This window comes from Streptomyces canus, from assembly GCF_041435015.1.
In the GTDB taxonomy this organism is placed as follows: domain Bacteria; phylum Actinomycetota; class Actinomycetes; order Streptomycetales; family Streptomycetaceae; genus Streptomyces; species Streptomyces canus_G.
In genome coordinates, this window is the sequence record NZ_CP107989.1 from 5,532,162 (window position 1) to 5,548,005 (window position 15,844).

Sequence of the window (15,844 nt, forward strand, 5' to 3'; positions counted from 1 at the left end):
AGATTTAACCCGGTTTCATTTTCTCGCGTACGCTCGTCCCCATGACGTCAGCCGACCCCGCCAACCGGGCCCACCCGCCCCATCCCGCCCTGAAAGAGGCCCTCCACCGCGAGCGCATCCACCACGACCGTTGCCGTACCGCCCTCGCCGCCATGATCGACGGCGCCCAGGAGCAGGTCGTCGTCGGCGAGGACGTCTCCGCTTCCGGGGCGGACGCCGAGGTGCTCGGGTATCAGCTGCGCAGTCAGGCCAAGGAGATGCGGGAGCTGCCCGAAGGGCCCCTGTTCTTCGGGAAGCTGGACTTCGACCGCGGCGACCATGCCGGGCAGGCGTATCACCTGGGCCGGCTGCGGATCACCGAACATCCCGCCGCCCCGCCCCTCGTCGTCGACTGGCGTGCCCCCGTCTCCCGCGCCTTCTACCAGGCGAGCGCCCGCGATCCGCAGGGTGTCGCGGTGCGGCGCCGGTTCGGGTGGGCGCCGGGGAGCAAGGGGGCGTCCGCCGATCTCACCGGGCTGGAGGACGAACACCTCCGGGACGGCGGGCCGCCGCAGGTCAGCGACATCGTCGCCCGGGAGATCGAACGGCCCCGGGTCGGGCCCATGCGGGACATCGCGGCCACCATCCAGCCCGAGCAGGACGATCTCGTACGAGGGGACCTCGCCGTTTCGGTGTGTGTGCAGGGGGCTCCGGGCACCGGCAAGACCGCCGTCGGGCTGCACCGGGCCGCCTATCTCCTCTACACCCACCCGCAGCGGATGCGGCGCGGTGGGCTCCTCGTCCTCGGGCCCAACCGGACCTTCCTCTCCTACATCGCGCAGGTGCTGCCCGCGCTCGGCGAGACCGGCGTACGGCAGTCCACGCTCCAGGACGAGATCGCCCGCCACCCGGTCACCGCCACCGACGCCCACCCCACCGCCGTCCTCAAGCACGACCCCCGGATGGCGGAGGTGCTGCGCCGGGCGCTGTACGCGCGGGTGTCGACCGCGCAGGTCGACTCGCTGGAGATCAAGGACGGTTCGTACCAGTGGCGGGTCGGGGCCGGTGGACTCGCGCGGATCGTGGCGGACGTACGGGAGGAGGAACCGCCGTACTCGACCGGACGGGAGCGGGTGCGCAGCCGGGTGGTGCGGAGTGTGCAGCTGCAGGCCGAGCGGCGGGCCGGGCCGCAGAACGGTGCGTGGGTGCAGCGGGTCTCGCGGTCCCGGGTGCTCGGGGCGTTCCTCGACACCGTGTGGCCCAAGGCGCGGCCCGAGGAAGTAGTGACCGAACTGCTCACTGACCGCGAGGAGTTGGCGGCCGCCGCCGACGGGATCCTCGACTCCGAGGAGCAGAAGAACCTGCTGTGGACCAAGCCGCCGCGGTCGTGGAAGTCGGCGCGCTGGTCGGCCGCCGATCTGGTGCTGCTCGACGAGGTCGCCGGGCTCGTGGAGCATCCTGAGGGATACGGCCATCTCGTCGTGGACGAGGCGCAGGACCTGTCGCCCATGGAGTGCCGGGCGATCGCCCGCCGGGCCCGTTTCGGGTCGGTCACCGTGCTCGGTGACCTGGCGCAGGCGACCACGCCCTGGGCGGCCAGCTCGTGGCACACCGTCCTGCGCCATCTCGGCAAACCGGACGCGGCCGTCGTACCGCTGACCATCGGGTTCCGTGTCCCGCAGGCCGTCGTCCAGCTCGCCAACCGGCTCCTCGCGCAGCTGGACGTGGCGGTGCCGGAGGGGCGGTCCCTGCGCGGGGACGGGGAGTTGAGCATGCGCCCCACATCCCTGGACGCCTTGCCGGGAGCGGTCGTGGACGCCGTACGGGAATCGCTCGCGCACGAGGGCTCGGTGGGGGTCGTCGCCGCCGACGCCGATGTGGAACGCGTACGGCAGGCCCTCGACGCGGCCGGCATCGCCACCGCCGGACCGGACGAGCTCGGTGCGCGGGTGAGTGTCGTACCGGCCGGTGTGGTCAAGGGACTCGAGTACGACCATGTCGTGGCCGTCGAGCCGGCCGTGATCGCGGAAGCGGAGGAGCGCGGGCTGCACCGGCTGTATGTCGTGCTGACCCGGGCGGTGTCACGGCTGGTGGTGGTGCACGGGCGGCCACTGCCGTTCTAGCGCGGTGGCGGCCGACCGTGGGTGGCCGGGTGACGGGCCACCCGTGGAGAGCCCCGTGACGGCGGCCACCGCGCCAAAACGGCGGCGGCCGCCTGTCGTGGGTCAGGCGCGGTGGCCCGCCGCGGGTCAGGCGCGGTCGAGGAGGGGGATCAACTGCTCTTCCTCGTAGGTCAGATGGGCCTCCAGCTCGGTCGTCAGGCGGTCGACCTCGGGGCGGACCGCGTCGAGGTCCGTGCCGGAGAGCGTCTGCCGCAACTCCTCGATCAGGGCCGCGATGTGCTCGTGCTCGGTGCGCAGGCGGTCGATGGCCGGAGCCGACTCCGGGTGGCGGTCGGCCAGGAACGGGAACATCGCCACGTCCTCGCCGGTGTGGTGGTTGTGCAGTCCCTGGCAGAACGTCAGGCAGTTGACCCGGAGCTGCGCGCCGAGGCTGCCGGCCCCGGAGGACAACTCCTTTCGGATCAGGGCGAGTTCGCGGCGGAAGGCGTCGTGGACGAGCCTGATGGCCTCGCCGGGGGACGACGCGTTGATGTTCGGCGGGCCCGGGCGGACGATCTCGTGCAGGGCGACCACGGGGAGGACGCGGTCGGTCTTCTCCTGGTACGCGGCCCAGCCGCGGTCCGACTCCACGGCCCGTGCGAAGGCCCGGTCCCGCTCCTCGCCCGCCAGCACGACTGCCTTCGCCTCGTAGGTGAACACCCCGCTCTCGACGGTGACTTGAGGGTGCGCGACGAGATTGCGGTACCAGTCGGGGTGGCGGGGCGAGCCGCCCGCCGAGGCGATCACGAGGATGCGGTCGCCGCCGTCGGGAAGGTAGCCGACCGGGGTGGTGTGCGGGGTGCCGGTGCGGGCCCCGGTGGTGGTGAGGAGGATCAGGCGGCCGCCCTCGAAGGGGCCGCCGACCCGGCCGTGATGGGCGCGGAACTCGTCGATGATCCGCTGGTTGAAGTCCTGGAATGGGTTGGTCACTCTCTCTGCTTTCTCTGGTCTCCGGTCATTTCCTGGACGACTCAGAGAAAGCGGCGGACTCCTCGCCCGCGCCGGCCTCACTCAGAGGCCGGGCACCCAACTCGCTCACGGCACAAGGCCGACCCGGCAGTCATGCACGCACGGTAACGTCCGGGGCATGATCGAGACCACCGAGTTTGCGGACATTCCCACGACCACCTTGGCCGATCTGCTCGGTCGGGACCAGGTCATGGACATCGGGATCCGGCCTCTGTGGGGGCCGGTGCCGAGGGTGGCGGGGCCGGCGTTCACCGTACGGTGCCCTCCCGGCGACAACCTCATGCTGCACGCCGCGATCCACCGGGCGCCGGCCGGCTCGGTCGTCGTGGTCGAGTCGGGGGACCTCGACTACGCCCTGGCCGGCGGGAACGTGTGCGCGGTCGCGCAACGGCGGGGGATCGCAGGGTTCGTCGCCGACGGGCTGATCCGCGACCTCGCCGAGGTGCGGGAGGCCGGTTTCCCGGTGTTCGCCCGAGGGGTCATCCCGATCCCGGCCGCGAAGAAGGCCGTGGCGCCGCTGGGCGTGCGGGTGCGGTGCGGCGGGGTGCGGGTCGAGGCCGGCGACATGGTGGTCGCCGACGAGGAAGGGGTCGTGGTCGTCCCCGCCGCGCGAAGGTCCGACGTCCTCGCCGCTGCCCGCGCCAAGCTGACGAAGGAGGAGGCCGAGACGCTCGACGCGTGGGAGAGCGCACATCGGGCCCGTATCGACGAGATCCTCGCGGAGGCCGGGTTCGAGGGGTGACGGATGGGGGCTGGAGGCCGCAGGTGCTTCTCTTCCTGGACGTCGACGGGACCCTGCTGCCGTTCGGGGCGACGGAGCCGTATCCGCTGTACGAGCCGGCCTTTCCGTCGGCCGGGGCCGTCACCGACCATCCGCTGCTGACCCGTGTCGATCCCGGGCTCGGCGCGCGTCTGACATCGCTGGGCTGTGCGCTGGTGTGGGCCACGACCTGGGCGGACGACGCCAACACCGCTCTGGCGCCCTGGCTCGGACTGCCCCGGCTGCCGCTCGTGGACTGGCCGGACTCGGACGACGACGGGGCGACCGGCCTGCACTGGAAGACCCGCCCCCTGGTCTCCTGGGCGGCCGGACGACCGTTCGTCTGGGTCGACGACGAGATCAGCGACGCCGACCGGGTCTGGGTGGCTGCCCATCATCCCGAACGGGCTCTCCTGCACCGAGTGGATCACCAAGTGGGTCTCACCGAAGGGGACTTCGCGGTGCTGGAGGAGTGGCTGGCGAGAGGAGGGCGGTGACCGGGCCGGGTGATATCGAGTGGTCGGCCGAGCCTCGCTCCCCCTACGGTCGCCCGCATGGCAGACGAAGGCTTCACCCATCCACGGCTCGCCGCGATCTACGACGCGCTCGAACCCGATCGCGGCGACCTCGACGCATATCTCCGGATGGTGGAGGAGTGCGGGGCGCGGCGGGTGCTGGACATCGGCTGTGGGACGGGGGTGTTCGCCCTGTTGCTGGCCGTGCGGGGGATCGAGGTGGTGGGGGTCGACCCCGCCCTCGCCTCGCTCGACGTGGCCCGGGGGAAGCCGGGGAGCGAGCGGGTTCGCTGGATCCATGGGGACGCGTCCGAGCTTCCGCCGCTGCGCGTCGACTTGGTGACCATGACGGCCAACGTCGCCCAGCAGATCGTAGAAGCGGATGCCTGGAGGGGGACGCTCAGGGGTGCGTACACGGCGCTACGGTCCGGTGGGCGACTGGTGTTCGAGACGCGGGACCCTGCGCGGCGGGCCTGGGAGGAGTGGCACCGGGAGGCGTCGTACGCCGTGACGGATGTGCCCGGTGTCGGAGCCGTGGAGAGCTGGGTCGAAGTGACCGGCGTGGAAGGGCAGTTGGTGACCTTCCGGTGGAGCTATGTGTTCGCCGCGGACGGGCGGACACTGACCTCGGACTCGACGTTGCGCTTCCGGGAGCGCGGAGAGGTCGAGGCTGAGCTGGCCGCGCGGGGGTTTGTGGTGGAGGACGTACGGGAGGCGCCGGACCGGCCGGGCAAGGAGCTGGTCTTCGTGGCGCGGCGCCCCTGAACAGCCTCGGCGCTGAAGTCGTGTCGGCAGGGGCACCCCAGCGGTGGGGGCGTGGCGGTCGACGGCGTCCTGCCCGTCGCTGATCCGCAGGCCGGCCACAGCGCAGCAGTAGGCGAGGACGTCGGCGCCGTAGGGCAACGCGTGCTTGCGCTGCCGGAAGCGGAAGGTCCGGTAGGCGTCGGGTCCGAGTCGTGTGCCAGTCCAGCGCGCCCAGCGCGCCCCACTGGCCTTCTCCGCACCGGTCAGGACGAGGGCCGGCACCCTCGCCAGGACCAACCGGGCACCCCGAGTGACAGGGATGCTGCAAGCCCACCTGCCGACCGGGAACCCGCTCACCGGGGTCGGCGACCGAGGCCGCTCCGCGTCAGGACGGAGACAGCACGCAGAACTCGTGGCCCTCCGGGTCGGACAGGCACGTCCACGGGACGTCGCCCTGGCCGAGGTCGAGGTCGGTGGCGCCGAGGGCGCGCAGCCGGGCCACCTCCGCCGCTTGGTCGTCACCGGGGTGCGGCAGCAGGTCGAGGTGGACGCGGTCCGGCACGCTCTTCACGGCGGGCGTGCGGAGGAACTCGAGATACGGTCCGACGCCCTCGGCGGAGCGCAACGACGCCTGATCGTCGGTCACTTCGTGCAGGGTCCAGTCCGTCGCGGCGCCCCAGAACCGGGCCATGGCCCGCGGATCCGCGCAGTCGATCACCACCGCGGCGATCGGCCCGGTGTCCCGGTAGACCTCCCGAGGCTCCAGCACGCAGAACTCGTTGCCCTCCGGGTCGGCGAGGACCACCCACGGCACCTCGCCCTGGCCCACGTCGACGGGCGTCGCGCCAAGAGCCTCCAGGCGCGCGACCAACTCCGCCTGATGGGCCGCGGATGTGGTGGCGAGATCGAGATGCACACGGTTCTTCGTCGCCGTCTTGGCTTCCGGAACGGGAACGACGTCGATGCCGACACCGACCGGGTCCGGCCACACGAGTCCGCCCGCGGGGCCGACGTAGGTGGTCACACCGGGGCTGTAGGCGTCCCAGCCGAGCGCCTCCGCCCAGAACCGGCCGACCACCGGCCCGTCGAGAGCCTTGATGTTCACCTGAACAGGTCGCAGGGCCATACCGGCGATCCTATGTACCGCGACTGTCCGTCCAGGTCTGGAACATGAGGCAGACGAGTGGTGTGGCACACTATTGCAAGCGCCTGCTTGCAATAGTTAGCGCTGGTGATGCACAGTGGGGGCATGGCATCGCTCAACGTCGGCAATCTCGGTGAATACCTGCGTGAACAGCGGCGCACCGCGCAGCTGTCGCTCCGGCAGCTCGCCGATGCCGCCGGGGTGTCCAATCCGTATCTGAGCCAGATCGAGCGCGGGCTGCGCAAGCCGAGCGCGGAGGTGTTGCAGCAGGTCGCCAAGGCCCTGCGGATCTCCGCCGAGACCTTGTATGTGCGGGCCGGCATCCTCGACGCCGAGCGGGACCGGGACGACGTGGAGACACGTGCGGCCATCCTCGCCGATCCCACGCTCAACGAGCGGCAGAAGCAGGTGCTGCTCCAGATCTACGAGTCCTTCCGCAAGGAGAACGGGTTCGAGATAGCCCCGCCGGACGCGGCACCCGCCGCGCAGAGCGACGGTACGGCCCTTCGGGACAGCGTCGTCCAGGACAGTGACGTACTGGACGACGACACCGCCGTAGAAGACCCCCGCACGACCGACGGCAGCGACGCCGACCCGCACCAGACGGCCAGTTGAGACTCGACACGCCTCACAGCACGCCGACTGGCACCGCGGGACCCAAAACCCTCATCAGAAAGCGACCCGGGAGGACCACCACCATGGCCATCACCGACGACATCCGCAAGGCCGTCAAGGACCCGACCCCGCTCTACTTCCTCGCCGGCGCCGGTGACCTCGCCCTCCAGGAGGCCAAGAAGGTGCCCGGCCTGGTGGAGCAGCTGCGCGCCGAGGCGCCGGCCCGTATCGAGGCCGTGCGCGGCACCGACCCGAAGGCGGTCCAGGAGAAGGCCCAGGCCCGTGCCAAGGAGGCCGGCGCCAAGGTCAAGGAGACGCAGGAGACCCTCCAGACCAAGGTCGGTGAGTTCATCACCAACCTGGACGGGGACATCAAGAAGATCGGCACCACCCTCGACGCGGACCTGAAGAAGCTCGGCGAGTCCGCCCAGGACCTCGCCCTGCGCGGCGTCGGCGTCGCCGCCGAGTACGCCGTCAAGGCCCGCGAGACCTACGAGAAGGTCGCCGAGCACGGCGAGCAGGCCGTCAAGACCTGGCGTGGCGAGGCCGCCGAGGAGATCGAGGATCTGGCCATCGCCGTCGAGCCGAACGCCGAGCCGGGCGAGGTCAAGAAGCCCGCGACCGCGACTCCGGCCGCGAAGCCCACCCCCGCCACGGCCACGGCCGCCGTCCCGGCCCCGGCGAAGAAGACGACCACCACGGCCAAGAAGGCCACCCCGCGCAAGACCACGGCGAAGAAGACGACCCCGCCCGCCAAGTAAGGCACCGCGGGACACTTCGGGACTCAGGGCCGGGCACTTACCGAGTGCCCGGCCCGTTCTGCGGGTAGCGGACTCGCGGGAGCGGGTACGGTGACCGCGTAATCGCGAAATGACGAGCCGAGTCAGGTGGTGGACGTTGTGCTGATGCAGGGGTTCGCAGGCTTCATGTGGCTGCTGAGCATGGCCCTGATCGTTTTCAGCGGCTTCGCGCTGTTCGACGCTGCCATCCGCCGTGAGGACGCCTACCGCGCGGCCGACAAGAAGACCAAGCCCTTCTGGCTGATCATCCTCGGGCTCGCCTTCGTGGTGAACCTCATCTTCAACATCCTGTCGTTCCTGCCGATCATCGGCCTCATCGCGACGATCGTCTACATGGTCGACGTACGCCCGGCGATCCGCGCCCTGCCGGGCGGCGGCCGCAGCGGCCGGGGCAGGGGTTCGAGCAGTGACGGTCCTTACGGCCCGTACAACGGCGGCAGGTGATCACGCAGGCCGCCACCTCTACGGCGCGAACCGCTAACCCTCCCGGTCGAGCAGCAGTACCGCCACGTCGTCCGCCAACTCGCCCCCGTTGAGCGAGCGCACCTCGTTCACCGCGGCCCGCAGCAGTGCCTCGCCCCGCAGCCCTTCGGACAGCTGGCGACGGATCATGGCGACCATTCCGTCCTGCCCCAGCCGCTCGCCGCCCTCCCCGACACGCCCCTCGATCAGCCCGTCGGTGTAGAGCATCAGACTCCACTCGGCCCCCAGCTCCACCTGCATCCGAGGCCACCGAGCCCCCGGCAGCAGGCCCAGCGCGGGCCCGTTGTTGTCGTACGGCAGCAGCCGTGCGGGCCGACCCGGGCGTGCCACCAGCGGCGACGGGTGCCCGGCGAGACACAGCCCCGCCCGCCGCCCGTCGGGCGCGATGTCGACCGTGCACAGCGTCGCGAAGATCTCGTCGTCGGAGCGCTCGTGCTCCAGCACCTCCTGCAGCGTGCCGAGCAGCTCGTCCCCGCACAGCCCCGCCAGGGTCAGCGCACGCCAGGCGATCCGCAGCTCCACGCCGAGCGCCGCCTCATCGGGGCCGTGCCCGCAGACGTCGCCGATCATCGCGTGCACGGTCCCGTCGGGAGTCCGTACGACGTCGTAGAAGTCACCGCCGAGCAGCGCACGCGACCGGCCCGGCCGGTACCGCGCGGCGAACCGCAGGGACGACCCCTCCAGCAGCGGCGTGGGCAGCAGCCCGCGCTCCAGGCGCCGGTTCTCCTGCGCCCGCACCCGTCCCTCGGCGAGCCTGCGCTCCGCCGTGTCGGAACGTTTCCGCTCCACCGCGTACCGGATCGCCCGGCTCAGCAGCCGTCCGTCCAGCTCGTCCCGGAAGAGATAGTCCTGGGCGCCCACCCGCACCGCCTCCGCACCGCGCTCGGCGTCGCCGGACGCGGTGAGCGCGAGGACGGCGTGCCGGGGTGCGAGCTCCAGGACATGACGGAGTACGGCGAGCTCGTCGTCGTCATCGGAGCGGCCGGGCGCGGGCAGCGCGAGGTCGAGCAGGATGCAGTGCACGTCGTCCGTGAGCAGCCGCTCCGCCTCGGTGAGGTTGCGGGCGGTGCGGACGCGGATCGGCTTGCCGGACGAGTCCAGGAGTTCGGGGAGGACTGTGGACCCGCGGGGATCGTCCTCGATCACCAGCAGGCTCAGTTGGGTGGTGGCGTTGTTGTCGACCGTGGCTTCCTTGCGCGGGGCTTCCGTGGAGGGGGCGTCCTTCGGTGCGGCCGGCGCCTGACCACTTTCCACGGCCGGGATCGCTCGCTGCCGCGGTATGGGTACGGGCATGGTCTCGGATTCCTTCCCTCCCCCCGAGGGCATGGTGGAGCGAGGGACCTCGATCCACCGACGGGGACCATAGCGGGTGCCGGGGCGGGAAAGGAATGGCGTAAGACACGCTGCTTGGCCGGTCGCCACTGTCATATGCCGCGTTATCCACCGCAGTTGGACAGATGGCGCGTGCCGCGGGAATGACGAACGTCACGTTCGCGGAAGGTTTGCGGGACCGTCAGGCGTGCCCCGCATCACATGATCCGGGTCTCACTTCATCCAGGTGTCGCTTGATCCAGGTCCCGCTCGGTCGCTCGGCGGCGCTCACGCGTCCGGCCGCACCACCCCGAGGATCGGCATCGACCCCGCCCCGGCGATCGTCACCGTCCGCCCCGGCCGCGGCGCGTGCACGATCGCGCCGTCGCCGAGGTACATCGCCACATGGCTGGCGTCGTCGAAGTAGATGATCAGGTCGCCGGGCCGCATGTCCTTGACGTCGACGTGCTTGAGCTGCTTCCACTGCTCCTGCGAGGTGCGCGGAATGGGCTTGCCGGCGCTCGCCCAGGCCTGTGAGGTCAGCCCTGAACAGTCGTACGAGTCAGGGCCCTCGGCGCCCCATTCGTACGGTTTGCCCATCTGGGTCGTCGCAAAGGCGACCGCGATCTTCCCGGCCGCGCTCGCCTTGCCGTCGATCTCGTCGAGGATGCCGGAGTCCAGCCAGGCGGACTGCGCCTGATGGGCGGCCTGCTCCTCCAGTTCGGCGAGGCGCTCCTTCTCCCTGTCCTCCAGCTGGGACTCGAGCTTCTCGGCCGCCGCGATCTGCTGCTGCACCTTCTTCTTGGCCGTCGCCTTCGCCTTGCGGTTCGCCTCCAGTTTCGTCCACTGCGCGGAGGCGTCGGCGGCGTACTGCTTCAAGTCCTGCTGGGTCCGGGTCAGTTCCGCGATCAGCGCCTTGGTGGCGCGCTGGCCCTGCAGAACGCGGCCGGTGCTGTCCAGGAACTCCTGCGGATCGTCGCTCAGCATCAGCTGCGCCTCGTCCGGCAGCCCGTAGCTGCGGTACTGGGCGGCGGCCGCGGCGCCCGCGCGGGCCTTCAGCTTCGCCAGCTTCTCCTGGCCCTTGACGATCTTCTGGGCCAGCGCGACGATCTGCGCCGACTGCTGCTCGGCCTTCTCCTCGGCGGCGTTGTAGGCGTCGGTGGCGACGGCCGCGTCGTGATAGAGCGCGTCGAGCTGCTTGCGTACGGCTTCGATGTCCTTGTTGGTCACGGTGCTCGGCGAAGCCGTGGGGCTGGGGGTCGGACTCGGGGCGGCGAAGGCGGTGCCCGGTACCGCCAGCACGGCTACCGCGCCGATCACGGTCACGGCCGTGGCGATCAGACCGCGCTTGCCCGTTCCCATACCTCTGCCCCCAAAGCTGATTTACCGTCAGTAACTTACGGTGCTCGGGGGATCGTGCCACGTCATGGCCGAAAGCGACAGAGGAAAGCCTTCCCGGCGTGCCCCTTCGCGACCCGGCGCTTCCCGGTGCATCCCCCTCTCCCCGCCCCCCGAAGACGATCTCCCCGCCTTTGTGACGAACGACTCACGTAGATCGTTCCCCGCAGGTCACCCCTGGAGCGGGTTCACCCGCTGGGTACACCGGGGTTCACGCGTGCCCCACCCCGCGCGGTGCCAACGCTCCCCACGCCACCGTCACTTCTCCCTGCCGCCACCGCGAAGGCCCGTCCATCACCGGCCAGTCGGCCGTCAGGTCCCGTACCGTCCGGATCCACCGCTGCCGTGCGCCGTACGACGCGTAGGGCGCGGCGGCCGCCCACGCGCGGTCGAAGTCGCGCAGGAAGGAGTGCACCGGCTCACCCGGGACGTTGCGGTGGATCAACGCCTTCGGCAGCCGCTCGGCGAGGTCGGAGGGCCGCTCCAGCGAGCCCAGCCGGGTCGCGAAGGTGACCGTCCGCGGCCCCTCCGGGCCGAGCGCGACCCACACGTGCCGACGCCCGATCTCGTCGCAGGTCCCCTCGACGAGCAGCCCGCCGCGCGACCCCCGCGCCGGATCGGCCGGCGCCAGCCGGGCACACAGCCGCTCCCATACGGCGGCCACCTCGGCCTCGTCGTACTGGCGCAGCACATTGGCCGCCCGGACGAGCAGCGGCCGCTGGGGGACCGGGATCTCGAACCCGCCGTGCCGGAAGACGAGCCCCTCCCGCTCGTACGGCTTCGCCGCCGCCACCCGGGCCGGTTCGATCTCGACACCGACCACGCGCGTGCGTGGAGCTTCCTCGCGGAGCCGGGCGAGCAACTCGACGGCGGTCCAGGGTGCGGCGCCGTACCCGAGATCGACGGCGACCGGATCGGCGGCGCGGCGCAGCTCGGCGCCGTGCGCGGCCGCGATCCAGCGGTCCATGCGGCGCAGCCGGTTGGGATTGGTCGTCCCGCGCGTGACCGTGCCCACAGGGCGCGAGGCGGCGCGGGATGTCATGCCTACGAGGGTATGCGGCGGGCGACGGGCCACCGCACGCTCTCCCGACCGCATCGCGACGCACCCGGCCTTCGAACGGTTGAACGAAATCCGGTAATACCTCGGCAAAAACCGCCCCGCACGGAATGGGAAGGCCGACTGACGGTGTTGCCTCCCTCGGAGGGTCCCCCACGCCCTCCGTCCGGCATGTCCGCAGCAAGGAGGAACGCCACGTGAGCCAGTACGTCAGCAGGCTCCAGCGTCGCTCCCCGGCCGCACCCCACCGGTTGCGCCTGCACCGCCGCCCCCGCCGCGTTGCCATGCTCTCCGTGCACACCTCACCGCTCCACCAGCCCGGCACCGGCGACGCGGGCGGCATGAACGTCTACATCGTCGAGCTCGCCCAGCGCCTCGCCGCGATCAACATCGAGGTCGAGATCTTCACGCGCGCGACGACGGGCGGTCTTGCGCCGACCGTCGAGATGGCCCCCGGCGTCCTGGTCCGCCACATCGACGCGGGCCCCTACGAAGGCCTCAACAAGGAGGACCTCCCCGCCCAGCTGTGCGCCTTCACCCACGGTGTGATGCAGGCCTGGGCCGGCCACCGTCCCGGCTACTACGACCTGGTCCACTCGCACTACTGGCTCTCCGGCCATGTCGGCTGGCTCGCCGCCCAGCGCTGGGGCACCCCGCTCGTGCACGCCATGCACACCATGGCCAAGGTCAAGAACGCCAACCTCGCCGACGGCGACACTCCCGAGCCCGCCGCCCGGGTCATCGGCGAGACCCAGATCGTCGCCGCCGCCGACCGCCTCATCGCGAACACCGCCGAGGAGCGCGAGGAGCTCGTACGGCACTACGCCGCCGACCCCGCCAAGGTCGCCGTCGTCCACCCCGGGGTGAACCTCGAGCGCTTCCGCCCGGCGGACGGCCGAGCGGCGGCCCGAGCCCGTCTCGGTCTGCCCCAGGACGCCCTGATCCCGCTCTTCGCGGGCCGCATCCAGCCCCTGAAGGCCCCGGACATCCTCCTGCGGGCCGTGGCGGTGTTGCTCGACCAGCGCCCCGACCTGCGCTCCCGCCTCCTCGTCCCGGTCGTCGGCGGCCTCAGCGGCAGCGGCCTCGCCAAACCCGAGGGCCTGCAGAAACTGGCCTCCCGCCTCGGCATCGCGGATGTCGTACGGTTCCACCCGCCCGTCGGCCAGGAGCAGCTCGCCGACTGGTTCCGGGCCGCGTCCGTGCTGGTCATGCCCTCCTACAGCGAGTCCTTCGGGCTGGTCGCCATAGAGGCCCAGGCGGCCGGCACCCCGGTGCTCGCGGCGGCGGTCGGCGGGCTGCCGGTGGCCGTGGCCGACGAACGGACCGGTTTCCTCGTACGCGGACACGATCCGGCCGCCTACGCGCGCGTGCTGCGCGATTTCGCCGACGATCCGGCGCTCACGCCCCGCATGGGCGAAGCGGCCGCGCGGCATGCCCAGTCCTTCGGCTGGGACACCGCCGCCGCGGCGACGGCGGACGTGTATGTGGCCGCGGCCCAGTCGTACCGGCGTCACGTACGCTCCCACCATGGCTGAGGCAGAGAAGGCGGCGCAGGTCATCGAGAGCGTCCTCAAGGACGCCGAGATCGAGTGGGAGAGCCCCGCACCCGGCAACTACGTCGTGCAGCTCCCCGGCACCCGCAAGCTGAAGACGACCGTCTCGCTCCTCGTCGGCCGCCACTCCCTCTCACTGAACGCCTTCGTCATCCGCCACCCCGACGAGAACGAACCCGGCGTCCACCGCTGGCTCCTGGAGCGCAACCTCAAGCTGTACGGCGTGAGTTACGCCGTCGACCGGCTCGGTGACGTCTACGTCGCCGGCAAGCTCCCCCTCGCCGCGGTCACCGCCGACGAGGTCGACCGCCTCCTCGGCCAGGTCCTGGAGGCGGCCGACGGCAGCTTCAACACCCTGCTGGAGCTGGGTTTCGCCACCGCGATCCGCAAGGAGTACGAGTGGCGGGTGGCCCGGGGCGAGTCGACGCGCAACCTGGACGCGTTCGCGCATCTGACCCAGCGCTCGCAGGACTGATACCCGGGAGTTTCCGCGGACCTGCGCCTAGTGGGGCGGAAGTGAGTCGGTGGGCTGCGGGTCGTTGGTCGGCTCGTGGGTCTGGCCGGGATCCCCGGGCGCGGCCGGCTTGTCCAGCTGGTCCGCGAAGGCCCGCAGCGCGTCGGCGAGTTCCTTCTTGGTGGGCAGCTCGTCGACCTTCTTGTCGAGCTCGGCGATCCGGCGGTTGAGCTCCGCCAGCTCGCTCGGCGTGGAGGGTTCGTCCGTGGGTTCGTCCGTGATCGGGGGATCGTCCGGGGACGTGGAGCTCGGGCTGGGATCGGAACCACCGGTGGTGCTCTCGTCGCCGCCACCGCTGCCGCCGACCGTGCCGCCATCGGTTCCGCTTTCGTCCGGCGGGAGCGTGGTCGACACGCTCGGCTCGGCGCTGGGCTCGTCGTCCGAGTTCGCGGCGATGGCGCCACCGACGCTGAGGGCGACCAGGGCGGCCGCACCCGCGACGGCCACGGAGAGACGTCTGAACGGTAAGGAGTTCTGTCTGTCATCCATGCCGGCGACGCTAATCGGTGCCGATCACCGGACGAACGCCTTCCGTCGAACTCCTGTCTGATCGGGTCCTTGAGCTGTTGCGATAGCGCCCCGGTGTCACTCCCACCAGCCGCTTGAAGTGCCGGGTGAGATGGGCCTGGTCGTGGAAACCGGTGAGCGCGGCGACCTCGGCGGGACCCTGCCCCGCGAGCAGCAGACGCCGGGCCCGGCCGACCCGGCGGGAGTTGAGGTACTGGTGCGGCGCGATGCCGTAAGCGGCGCTGAACGCCCGTACGAGATGCGCCGGATGAGCCTGGACGACCCCTGCCGCCTCCTCCAGCGACAGCCCCTCCACGACCCGCTCGTCGAGGAGTTCGCGCAGCCGGCGGGCGAGGGCGGGATCGCGGCGTGCGGGCCCGTCGTGCGGCGACGGCCGTAGGAGGGTCCTGAGCCGGTCGCCGATGAGGGTCAGCCTGCTCTCCGCCTCGAACTCCTCACCGGGCCTGGTCAGCGCGGTGTGCAACTGCCCCACCCGCTGCCGCAGTACGGGATCACGCAGATCGGGGCCGTCGACGGCGGGCCCGATGAGCTCGTCGCCGAGATGGGTGCCGTCGAGATAGACGACCCGCTTGCGGAAGCCGTCCGGCGACACGGGCGAGCCGTTGTGCGGGACGTGCGGCGGCAGCAGCGACACCGTGTCGTCCGGCGTGCCGTGCTCGTGCCGGTCGAGGTCGTACCGTACGGCCCCGTCGTCCACGATGAGCAGCGTCCACGCCTCGTGCACATGCATCGGATAGGCGTACTCGGTGAAGTGGGCGTGGAAGACCTCGGTGACGCCCGGAACGGCGGGGCGCCACGCGGTGACCTCCTGCCCGGGCATGGTTCTGGCCGCCATGCAAAGAACGTACAAGACGAGGTCGTACGACGCCCGCCAGTCTCATTCCATGAGTACTGAACCCATCCGCTTCGACACCAAGATCGCCGTCCTGCTGCGCGAGGACCTGGAGACCTGGCAGCGCCTGAACGTCACCGCCTTCCTCGTCAGCGGCCTGGGCACACAGGCCCCGGAGGTGGTCGGCGAGCCGTACGAGGACGCCGACGGCGTGCCCTACATGCCGATGTTCCGGCAGCCGGTGCTGGTCTTCGAGGGCACCAAGGAGACGCTGAAGACGGCCCACGCGCGCGTGCTGTCCCGTTCGCTCCCGCGCGCGCTCTTCACGAGCGACCTGTTCGCGACGGGCAACGACCGGGACAACCGCGCGGCGGTCCGGGCGGTCGCGACAGGGGAACTGGACCTGGTGGGCCTCGCGGTGTACGGGCCGCGCAACGCCGTGGACAAGGTGCTCAAGGGTGCGCGGATGCACCCGTGACA

Annotated in this window: 17 protein-coding genes; 10 read left to right on the forward strand and 7 right to left on the reverse strand. The window is 71.2% G+C overall.

What is annotated here, in order from left to right:
* Positions 1-41: 41 nt before the first annotated feature.
* Positions 42-2,102, forward strand: coding sequence for a HelD family protein (locus OG841_RS25250; protein ID WP_328639405.1), 2,061 nt, complete (start codon positions 42-44; stop codon positions 2,100-2,102).
* A 126-nt stretch (positions 2,103-2,228) separates the two neighbouring features.
* Here OG841_RS25250 and OG841_RS25255 read toward each other — a convergent pair whose 3' ends face one another.
* Complete coding sequence (locus OG841_RS25255) at positions 2,229-3,071, reverse strand: nitroreductase/quinone reductase family protein (RefSeq protein ID WP_328639404.1); 843 nt, start codon at positions 3,069-3,071, stop codon at positions 2,229-2,231.
* A gap of 157 nt (positions 3,072-3,228) precedes the next feature.
* On the opposite strand from OG841_RS25255, the gene OG841_RS25260 reads away from it, so the two are divergent.
* The 3 genes from OG841_RS25260 to OG841_RS25270 are packed head-to-tail and all read left to right on the forward strand — an operon-like array spanning position 3,229 to position 5,150.
* The gene (locus OG841_RS25260; protein WP_328639403.1) at positions 3,229-3,852 is read left to right on the forward strand and encodes an RraA family protein; all 624 of its coding nucleotides are present in this window, start codon (positions 3,229-3,231) and stop codon (positions 3,850-3,852) included.
* Positions 3,853-3,875: 23 nt separating this feature from the next.
* On the forward strand, positions 3,876-4,367 hold the full coding sequence (locus OG841_RS25265) for an HAD domain-containing protein (protein WP_328639402.1): 492 nt from the start codon (positions 3,876-3,878) through the stop codon (positions 4,365-4,367).
* Positions 4,368-4,424: 57 nt separating this feature from the next.
* A complete protein-coding gene (locus OG841_RS25270) occupies positions 4,425-5,150 on the forward strand; it encodes a class I SAM-dependent methyltransferase (RefSeq protein ID WP_328639401.1) in 726 nt (241 codons plus the stop codon).
* A 364-nt stretch (positions 5,151-5,514) separates the two neighbouring features.
* Here the strand turns inward: OG841_RS25270 and OG841_RS25275 are convergent, their stop codons facing one another.
* Positions 5,515-6,255 (reverse strand): VOC family protein, encoded by a 741-nt coding sequence (locus OG841_RS25275; protein ID WP_371566894.1) that lies wholly within the window; start codon positions 6,253-6,255, stop codon positions 5,515-5,517.
* A 123-nt stretch (positions 6,256-6,378) separates the two neighbouring features.
* Between OG841_RS25275 and OG841_RS25280 the strand changes: the two genes are divergently transcribed.
* The 3 genes from OG841_RS25280 (at position 6,379) to OG841_RS25290 (ending at position 8,132) form a co-directional block, all read left to right on the forward strand.
* Entirely contained in the window at positions 6,379-6,888 is a 510-nt protein-coding gene (locus OG841_RS25280) for a helix-turn-helix domain-containing protein (protein ID WP_328639399.1), read from the forward strand.
* An 83-nt stretch (positions 6,889-6,971) separates the two neighbouring features.
* A complete protein-coding gene (locus OG841_RS25285) occupies positions 6,972-7,649 on the forward strand; it encodes a hypothetical protein (protein ID WP_328639398.1) in 678 nt (225 codons plus the stop codon).
* A gap of 144 nt (positions 7,650-7,793) precedes the next feature.
* A complete protein-coding gene (locus OG841_RS25290; RefSeq protein ID WP_030318102.1) occupies positions 7,794-8,132 on the forward strand; it encodes a DUF2516 family protein in 339 nt (112 codons plus the stop codon).
* A 33-nt stretch (positions 8,133-8,165) separates the two neighbouring features.
* Here OG841_RS25290 and OG841_RS25295 read toward each other — a convergent pair whose 3' ends face one another.
* The 3 genes from OG841_RS25295 to OG841_RS25305 form a co-directional block, all read right to left on the reverse strand.
* Entirely contained in the window at positions 8,166-9,464 is a 1,299-nt protein-coding gene (locus OG841_RS25295; RefSeq protein WP_328639397.1) for a PP2C family protein-serine/threonine phosphatase, read from the reverse strand.
* Positions 9,465-9,770: 306 nt separating this feature from the next.
* Positions 9,771-10,844: a C40 family peptidase gene (locus OG841_RS25300; RefSeq protein ID WP_371566895.1), complete on the reverse strand. Its 1,074-nt coding sequence runs from the start codon at positions 10,842-10,844 to the stop codon at positions 9,771-9,773.
* Between the two features lie 247 nt (positions 10,845-11,091).
* Entirely contained in the window at positions 11,092-11,922 is an 831-nt protein-coding gene (locus tag OG841_RS25305) for a class I SAM-dependent methyltransferase (protein WP_328639395.1), read from the reverse strand.
* 212 nt (positions 11,923-12,134) lie between these two features.
* On the opposite strand from OG841_RS25305, the gene mshA reads away from it, so the two are divergent.
* Positions 12,135-13,472 (forward strand): D-inositol-3-phosphate glycosyltransferase, encoded by a 1,338-nt coding sequence (mshA, locus tag OG841_RS25310; RefSeq protein WP_328639394.1) that lies wholly within the window; start codon positions 12,135-12,137, stop codon positions 13,470-13,472.
* A complete protein-coding gene (locus tag OG841_RS25315) occupies positions 13,465-13,965 on the forward strand; it encodes a YbjN domain-containing protein (RefSeq protein WP_328639393.1) in 501 nt (166 codons plus the stop codon). Before mshA ends, OG841_RS25315 begins: the two co-directional genes overlap by 8 nt.
* Positions 13,966-13,992: 27 nt before the next feature.
* On the opposite strand, the gene OG841_RS25320 is transcribed toward OG841_RS25315, so the two are convergent.
* Positions 13,993-14,493, reverse strand: a complete 501-nt coding sequence (locus tag OG841_RS25320) for a hypothetical protein (protein WP_371566896.1) — start codon at positions 14,491-14,493, stop codon at positions 13,993-13,995.
* Positions 14,494-14,503: 10 nt separating this feature from the next.
* The gene (locus tag OG841_RS25325; protein WP_328639391.1) at positions 14,504-15,367 is read right to left on the reverse strand and encodes a helix-turn-helix transcriptional regulator; all 864 of its coding nucleotides are present in this window, start codon (positions 15,365-15,367) and stop codon (positions 14,504-14,506) included.
* A gap of 49 nt (positions 15,368-15,416) precedes the next feature.
* Here OG841_RS25325 and OG841_RS25330 point away from each other — a divergent pair, with 49 nt between their 5' ends.
* Entirely contained in the window at positions 15,417-15,842 is a 426-nt protein-coding gene (locus tag OG841_RS25330; RefSeq protein WP_069764984.1) for a DUF2000 domain-containing protein, read from the forward strand.
* Positions 15,843-15,844: the final 2 nt, after the last annotated feature.